This window comes from Aeromonas sp. 55A, from assembly GCF_051919665.1.
Lineage (GTDB): Bacteria > Pseudomonadota > Gammaproteobacteria > Enterobacterales > Aeromonadaceae > Aeromonas > Aeromonas veronii.
The window spans coordinates 23,407-30,988 of the sequence record NZ_JBQBEH010000007.1 but is presented as its reverse complement, the minus strand read 5'-3'; the positions used below and the strand labels follow the sequence as shown (position 1 = coordinate 30,988).

Annotated in this window: 7 protein-coding genes; all 7 read left to right on the top strand. The window is 59.9% G+C overall.

Annotated features, from left to right (window positions below):
- On the top strand, nt 1-904 hold a 904-nt coding region (locus ACTG2G_RS03775; RefSeq protein WP_439985199.1), incomplete at its 5' end, for an ABC transporter permease subunit.
- Nucleotides 905-936: 32 nt separating this feature from the next.
- Nucleotides 937-2,586 (top strand): phosphate ABC transporter permease PstA, encoded by a 1,650-nt coding sequence (gene pstA / locus ACTG2G_RS03770; protein WP_421386010.1) that lies wholly within the window; start codon nt 937-939, stop codon nt 2,584-2,586.
- Nucleotides 2,587-2,696: 110 nt separating this feature from the next.
- Complete coding sequence (gene pstB / locus ACTG2G_RS03765; RefSeq protein WP_421386009.1) at nt 2,697-3,515, top strand: phosphate ABC transporter ATP-binding protein PstB; 819 nt, start codon at nt 2,697-2,699, stop codon at nt 3,513-3,515.
- A gap of 85 nt (nt 3,516-3,600) precedes the next feature.
- Nucleotides 3,601-4,311 (top strand): phosphate signaling complex protein PhoU, encoded by a 711-nt coding sequence (gene phoU / locus ACTG2G_RS03760; RefSeq protein ID WP_005334097.1) that lies wholly within the window; start codon nt 3,601-3,603, stop codon nt 4,309-4,311.
- 190 nt (nt 4,312-4,501) lie between these two features.
- Nucleotides 4,502-5,821 carry a hemolysin family protein gene (locus tag ACTG2G_RS03755; protein ID WP_005334094.1) on the top strand — a complete coding sequence of 440 codons (1,320 nt, stop codon included), beginning with the start codon at nt 4,502-4,504 and terminating at the stop codon, nt 5,819-5,821.
- 19 nt (nt 5,822-5,840) lie between these two features.
- Nucleotides 5,841-6,383 carry a hypothetical protein gene (locus ACTG2G_RS03750; RefSeq protein WP_069555291.1) on the top strand — a complete coding sequence of 181 codons (543 nt, stop codon included), beginning with the start codon at nt 5,841-5,843 and terminating at the stop codon, nt 6,381-6,383.
- A gap of 293 nt (nt 6,384-6,676) precedes the next feature.
- Nucleotides 6,677-7,579, top strand: coding sequence for a homocysteine S-methyltransferase family protein (locus tag ACTG2G_RS03745; protein WP_421386008.1), 903 nt, complete (start codon nt 6,677-6,679; stop codon nt 7,577-7,579).
- Nucleotides 7,580-7,582: the final 3 nt, after the last annotated feature.

Here is a 7,582-nt window from a genome sequence, read left to right as displayed (position 1 = left end):
GGAGCCCCAGTATGTGTGGCAATCCACCTCCGCCAGCAACGACTTTGAAGCCAAGCTGAGCCTGGTTACCGCCTACTTCATGTCGGCGGGGCTGCGCAAATACGTCAAGCCGACGGTCGAGATCATGGCGGCGCTGCCGACCGTTATCTTGGGCTTCCTGGCGGGTCTGTGGCTGGCACCCATCATAGAGGGGGCGCTGCCCGGGGTGATCCTGCTGCTGGTGCTGCTGCCGATGGGGATGCTGCTGACTGCGCTTATCTGGAACTATCTGCCGGAGCGAGGCAAGTCCTGGCTGCCGGAGGGGTGGCACGCCATCCTGCTTATTCCAGTGCTGCTGCTGATTGGCTGGGGGGCCTTCGCCCTGAGCCCGCTCATCGAGAATGCCTTTATGCACGGTGATTCGCGCATCTGGCTGACCCACGAAATGGGTATCAAGTTTGACCAGCGCAATTCGCTGGTGGTCGGTATCGCCATGGGCTTTGCGGTCATCCCCACCATCTTCTCCATCGCCGAAGATGCGGTCTTCTCGGTGCCCAAGCATCTGACCCAGGGCTCGCTGGCGTTGGGGGCTACCCCGTGGCAGACCCTGAGCCGGGTGGTGATCCTCACTGCCAGCCCGGGCATCTTCTCGGCGGTGATGATGGGCCTTGGCCGTGCCGTGGGCGAAACCATGATCGTACTGATGGCCACCGGTAACACCCCCATCATGGACTTCTCCATGTTCCAGGGGCTGCGTACTCTGGCCGCCAACATTGCGGTGGAGATGCCGGAGTCGGAAGTGGGCAGCTCCCACTATCGGGTACTGTTCCTCGCGGCCTTCGTCCTGTTTGTGTTCACCTTTATGTTCAACACCCTGGCCGAGTTTGTCCGTCAGCGGTTGCGTGAAAAATACAGCTCGATGTAAGGGGCGGCTCTGTAATGGACAAGGAATCGACAATGGGTAAGTGGTTTAAATCAGGGGCCCCCTGGATCTGGATGACCGGCGGCGCCGTCAGCCTGAGTCTGGTGGCGGTACTGGGTCTGCTGCTGCTGATCGGCTGGCGTGGTCTGGTCTACTTCTGGCCGCACCCAATCTATGAGTGGCAGCTGGAGGACGCCAGTGGCAACAAGAGCGTGTTGATCGGCGAGATCAACGATCGCGAGCTGGTGCCGGTGGAGCGGCTGCGCGCCGCAGGTCTGCCGCTGGAGGGGGAAGAGCGCGAGCTGCTGACCCGCTATCTGGTCAAGACCGGCAACCGTGAGTTCGTCGACCTCGATTTTCGCTGGGTACTGGAGACGGACATCAAGTCCCAGAGCCAGCCAGCCGAGCTGGCCATGGTTGAGCGTGCCACCAACGGTAACTTCTACGGTTACATCGTCGGGGTAAAAGAGGATGGCCGCGAGCTGACTTCGGATCTGCATCCTGCCCTGCAGCGGGTGCTGGCGCGAGCCAATGCCCTCTCCGAACAGGCCAACGATCTGCAAAAAGGGGACATCGGCAGCATCAACTATCAGCTGGAGCGGCTGCGCCTGAAAGAGCGCAAAGCCGAGCTGGAAGAGAAGCTGACCGATCAGCTGAAAGCTCAGCTGGAGCGTGAACGTCAGGCCCTCAACGATCGTTATCTGGTGCTGGAAAAAGAGCTCTTCTCCCTGCGCAGTCAGGCTGACCGGGACAGCATCACCGTCAAGGATATGCGTGGCGAGCTGGTGACCATGCCCATGTCCAGGGTACTGGATGTGGTATGGCCCAACGACATGAGCCTGCTGGCCAAGGTGGGTCACTGGTTCCACCAGATCGGCAAGTTTGTCTCCGACGATCCCCGTGAGGCCAATACCGAGGGCGGGGTGTTCCCGGCTATCTTCGGCACCGTCTTCATGGTGTTCCTGATGGCGATCATCGTCACCCCGCTGGGGGTGGTGGCAGCGGTCTACCTGCACGAGTATGCGGGCAAAAACAGCTTGACCAAGATCATCCGCATCGCGGTGATCAACCTGGCGGGTGTACCCTCCATCGTCTATGGCGTGTTTGGTTTGGGCTTCTTCGTCTACACACTCGGCGGTTCGTTAGACCAGCTGTTCTACCCGGAAGCGCTGCCGAGCCCGACTTTTGGTTCACCCGGCGTGATCTGGTCGGCGCTGACCCTGGCCATCCTGACCCTGCCGGTGGTGATCGTCTCCACCGAAGAGGGGCTGGCGCGGATCCCGAGCACCATCCGTCAGGGCTCGTTGGCACTGGGCGCCACCCAGGCCGAGACCCTGTGGCGCATCGTGCTGCCGATGGCGAGCCCGGCCATCATGACCGGCCTTATTCTGGCGATTGCCCGTGCAGCCGGTGAAGTGGCGCCACTGATGCTGGTGGGGGTGGTGAAACTGGCACCGACCCTGCCGATGGATGGCAACTTCCCGTATCTGCATGTGGAGCGCAAGTTCATGCACCTGGGCTTCCACATCTATGACGTCGGCTTCCAGAGCCCCAACGTCGAGGCGGCCCGCCCGCTGGTCTATGCCACCTCCTTCCTGCTGGTGACGGTGATCGTGGGTCTGAACCTGACCGCTATCGGTATTCGTAACCACTTGCGCGAGAAATTCCGGTCGCTGGAACATTGATAGGCCAGCCACCACAGAGACGGGCAGGGGACAGGGTTCCCTGCCAGCCAAGCGTTCCGGCCGCGGGCGATGAGATTGCCCGCCGCCACCGACAGATTTTGAGGTAACAGATGATCAACGTAACGACCACGTCTACCCAGCACACCGCGCTGGACCTGCTTAACCTGAGCCCGGAGCAGACCGCGCTGGAGGTGAAGGATCTCAACCTGTACTACGGCAGCAAGCAGGCGTTGTTCAACGTCAACATGAAGATCCCCAAAGGGCAGGTGACCGCCTTTATCGGCCCGTCAGGCTGTGGCAAATCGACCCTGCTGCGCTGCATCAACCGGATGAACGATCTGGTGGAGATCTGCCGCATCGAGGGGGAAATCCAGCTGCACGGCCACAACATCTATGACAAGAACGTCGATGTTTCCGCCCTGCGCCGTCAGGTGGGCATGGTGTTCCAGCGTCCGAACCCGTTCCCCAAGTCCATCTACGAGAACGTGGTCTATGGTCTGCGCCTGCAGGGGATCAACGATCGTCGCACTCTGGATGAGGCCGCCGAGCGCTCCCTGCGCGGTGCGGCCTTGTGGGACGAGGTGAAGGATCGTCTGCATGACAACGCCTTCGGTCTCTCCGGTGGTCAGCAGCAGCGTCTGGTGATCGCCCGTGCCATCGCCATCGAGCCGGAAGTGTTGCTGCTCGATGAACCGACCTCGGCGCTCGACCCCATCTCCACCCTCACCATCGAGGAGCTGATCAACGAGCTCAAGAGCCAGTTCACCGTGGTGATCGTGACCCACAACATGCAACAGGCTGCGCGAGTGTCGGATCAGACCGCCTTCATGTATATGGGCGAGCTTATCGAGTACTCGGATACCAACACCATTTTCACCACCCCGGCCAAGAAAAAGACCGAAGATTACATTACCGGTCGTTACGGCTAAGGAGAGGAGAGGATGAATCTCAGCAAACAGATTGGCAGTCGGTTCAACGGCTAAGGCATAATCGGAGCAATCAAGGATTATTTGTATGGACAATATGAACCTCAATAAACACATCTCCGGTCAGTTCAATGCCGAGCTAGAGAGCGTGCGCAACCAGGTGCTGGTGATGGGCGGTCTGGTAGAGCAGCAGCTCACCGACGCCATTGCGGCGATCCACGATCAGGATCTCGATGCGGCGCGCAAGATCGTGGCCAACGACCACAAGGTCAACGCCATGGAAGTGGCGATCGACGAGGAGTGCACCCGCATCATCGCCAAGCGTCAGCCGACTGCCTCCGACCTGCGACTGGTGATGGCCATTATCAAGACCATCACCGATCTGGAGCGCATTGGCGATGTGGCCGACAAGATCGCCCGCATGCTGACCGACAACGCCAACAAGCCGCAGCCGCCGTTGGTGTCGCTGGAGAACATGGGCCGTCGCACCATCAAGATGCTGCACGATGTGCTCGACGCCTTCGCCCGCATGGATCTGGATGCAGCGCTGGCGGTCTACAAGGAAGATGACAAGGTAGACCGCGAGTATGAGTCCATCATCCGCGAGCTGATGACCTATATGATGGAAGATCCCCGCACCATCCCCCAGGTGCTCAACGTGCTGTGGGCGGCGCGGGCCATCGAGCGGGTCGGCGATCGTTGCCAGCACATCTGCGAGTACATCGTCTACTACGTGAAAGGCAAGGATGTGCGCCACACCAAGGCGGACGATCTGGGCACCTTGCTGGGCAAGGGCTAACCGGAAGTGAATAAAAAGGCGCGTGAAGCGCCTTTTTTGTTGCATAACTGGTCGGAGTAAGATAAAGCCCCCAACTGGCTGTTTTCTGATAGAATACTCCCCCTGTGTGAGTCCCGGATGGGCTCACGGTCCGGTCTCCCGGGCCCAGTTTGCCGTCTTGTGCTAAGGCGGGTGTAGCAATAGGTTAATCATGAGTTTTGCCGATAGTTTGTTCTTTTTAATGCTGCTGGTTGGCGGCAGTGTGTTCTTCTCCCTCTCCGAGATCTCTCTCGCCGCGTCTCGCAAAATCAAATTGCAGGTAATGGCGGATGAAGGTAATCGCCAGGCCGAAAAGGTGCTGGCCCTGCAGGCCCAGCCGGGCAACTTTTTCACTGTGGTGCAGATTGGCCTCAATACCGTCGCCATTCTGGGCGGTATCCTGGGTGAGTCTGCCCTCAACCCCGCCATCAAGGGGATTGTCTCCCAGTTCTACCAAGGGCCCTGGCTTGGCGAGATCAGCTCCGGTGCCTCCTTCGTGTTCGTCACCGGCATGTTTATCCTGATCGCCGATCTGATGCCCAAGCGTCTGGCCATGACCATGCCCGAGCAGATTGCCGTGGTGGTGGTGCGCCCCATGCTCTTCTTCGTCACCGTGTTGATGCCGCTGGTGTGGGTCTTCAACGGATTGGCGAACTCCCTGTTCCGTCTGATGCGCGTCTCCACGGTGCGTAACGACGAGATCACCTCCGACGATATCTATGCGGTGATGGATGCCGGTGCCGAGGCGGGGGTTATCCAGCGCGAGGAGCATCAGCTCATCGAGAACGTGTTCGAGTTGCAGTCCCTTGGTGTCACCTCTGCCATGACGGCCCGCGAGAGCCTGATCTATTTCACCCTGCAAGAGAGTGAAGAGAGCATCAAGGCGAAGATCGCCGAACATCCCCACAACAAGTTTCTGGTCTGTGACCACAACCTCGACAGCATCAAGGGCTTTGTCGATGCCAAAGAGCTGCTGATCCGCGTTATCGGTGGCCAGAGCATCGACCTGATCGGTGGCAACCTGGTACAGAACGTCATCATCATCCCCGATACCCTGAACCTCTATGAGGCGATGGAGTACTTCAAGAATCATCGTGGTGACTTTGCCGTGGTGATGAACGAGTACGCGCTGGTGGTGGGGATTGTCACCATGAACGACCTGATGAGCACAGTCATGGGCGAGTGGGCGACCCACGTGGTGGAAGAGCAGATCGTCCAGCGCGACGAGAACTCCTGGCTGGTAGACGGGGTCACCCCCATCTCCGACGTGATGCGCGCCTTCGATATCGAAGAGTTCCCCGAGAACCAGAACTACGAGACCATCGCCGGCTTTATCATGTATATGCTGCGCAAGATCCCCAAGCGTACTGACTCGGTCAAATATGCCGGTTACAAGTTCGAAGTGGTGGATATCGACAGTTACAAGATTGATCAGCTGCTGGTTACCCGGGTCGAACCGGCTGTGGCCGAGAAGCCAGCTCAGGAATCGTAAAAGGAGCGACATAAGAGTCATGAAGATGCAGTCTCATTCCCGTGCGCTGGCCTGTGTCGCGCTCGCCCTGGCACTGGGTGCCTGTAGCCAGAGTGCGCCGCGCAAAGCCACAGTGGCAGCCAAGCCGGTTGCCCCCAAGCCTGCTGTGGTGGTGCCGCAGCCGGATCCCGATGCGGTGGTACAAAGCGGCATGGCAGAGCCGAGCCCGGTCTTTGATGAGCAGTACCACGGCCCGGATCAGGGGTCGCTGGAGTCGGTGACCGCCCTGTTTGCCCGAGGTTACATCGAGTCCGCCATGCGCGAGACCATGCTGGCGGCGGTGCACAACGACTATCCGCTGCTCGGCATGCGGGATGTGCGGTTGACCGATCCGGTCTCCAAATTCCTCACCTCCGAGCATGCGGCCACCACGGCCCATGACTACCTCTATGCGGGTGTGCAACGTCGCCTCGGTCGTCCGCTCAGCCCTGCCCAGTGGGAGCAGATCTGGCGCGGTTTGCCGCAGCAGGGTCGGGTCTCCGACTGGGTCAAACAGATCAAGCGCGTGCTGGCCGGGCGTTAAGCTGCCAGCGGATCAAGATTGTGATGAGGCCACCTTAGGGTGGCCTCTTGCATTTCTGCGTTTGCCTCGCCGTTTGCACGCTGATTTCTGCTGATACTGATTGCCGCCCGTGGCACTTTGTTTTATCTTGCTTTGGCCATCTAAACATCTATATGTTTTTATGGCTGCATAATAAAAGGGCTTCCCAGGATGAAGCGGGACGATCTGCAGCGATTCGATGCGAAACCGCAGATCAACAAAACAAACAGATAAATACGCAAATAAACAACGCACATAACTAAGAGACACGACAGATGGAAACCAGGGAATTGTGGGTGCTGGATGGGGGTATGGGGCGCGAGCTGGCACGGCGGGGTGCACCGTTTCGTCAGCCGGAGTGGTCGGCGCTGGCCCTGATGGAGGCGCCAGAGACGGTGCGCGACGTGCATCAGGCCTATGTGGCGAGCGGAGCCCGGGTCATTACTACCAATAGCTATGCGCTGGTGCCGTTTCATATCGGCGATGAGCGTTTCTTTGCCGACGGGGAGGGGCTGGCAGCGCTGGCCGGACAACTGGCCCGTGAGGTGGCTGACGCGCAGAAGGGCGCCGTGCAGGTGGCGGGTTCTCTGCCACCGCTGTTTGGCTCCTACCGTGCCGACCTGTTCAAGGCGGACCGGGTGAGCGAGCTGGCGATGCCGCTTATTCGGGCGCTATCCCCTTATGTGGATATCTGGCTGGCCGAGACCATGAGCCTGATTGCCGAGCCACTGGCCCTGAAAGCGCTGCTGCCTGATGACGGCAAGCCGTTCTGGGTCTCCTTCACGCTGGAAGATGAGGCGCCGGGCAACGAACCGCGACTGCGTTCCGGCGAGCAGGTGGCTGATGCGGTGACCACGTTAGTGGCGGCCGAGGTCGATGCCATCCTGTTCAACTGCTGTCAGCCCGAGGTGATCGAGGGTGCCCTCGAGGTTGCTCGCGCCCGATTGCAGGCGCTGGGCCGCGCAGACATTCGCCTCGGTGCTTACGCCAACGCCTTCCCGCCGCAACCCAAAGAGGCCACCGCCAACGATGGGCTGGACGAGATCCGCGCCGATCTGGGGCCGCTGGATTATCTCGGCTGGGCCGAGCGCTGGCGCGCGGCCGGTGCGAACTTGATCGGCGGTTGCTGCGGTATCGGCCCCGAGCATATTCAGGCGCTGAGCAGCCGGTTGCGCTAAGGA

What these genes read in the sequence shown, in the direction of transcription:
- pstA (WP_421386010.1), top strand. Translation starts at nt 937, where the DNA reads ATGGGTAAGTGGTTTAAATCAGGGGCCCCCTGGATCTGGATGACCGGC.
- pstB (WP_421386009.1), top strand. Translation starts at nt 2,697, where the DNA reads ATGATCAACGTAACGACCACGTCTACCCAGCACACCGCGCTGGACCTG.
- phoU (WP_005334097.1), top strand. Translation starts at nt 3,601, where the DNA reads ATGGACAATATGAACCTCAATAAACACATCTCCGGTCAGTTCAATGCC.
- ACTG2G_RS03755 (WP_005334094.1), top strand. Translation starts at nt 4,502, where the DNA reads ATGAGTTTTGCCGATAGTTTGTTCTTTTTAATGCTGCTGGTTGGCGGC.
- ACTG2G_RS03750 (WP_069555291.1), top strand. Translation starts at nt 5,841, where the DNA reads ATGAAGATGCAGTCTCATTCCCGTGCGCTGGCCTGTGTCGCGCTCGCC.
- ACTG2G_RS03745 (WP_421386008.1), top strand. Translation starts at nt 6,677, where the DNA reads ATGGAAACCAGGGAATTGTGGGTGCTGGATGGGGGTATGGGGCGCGAG.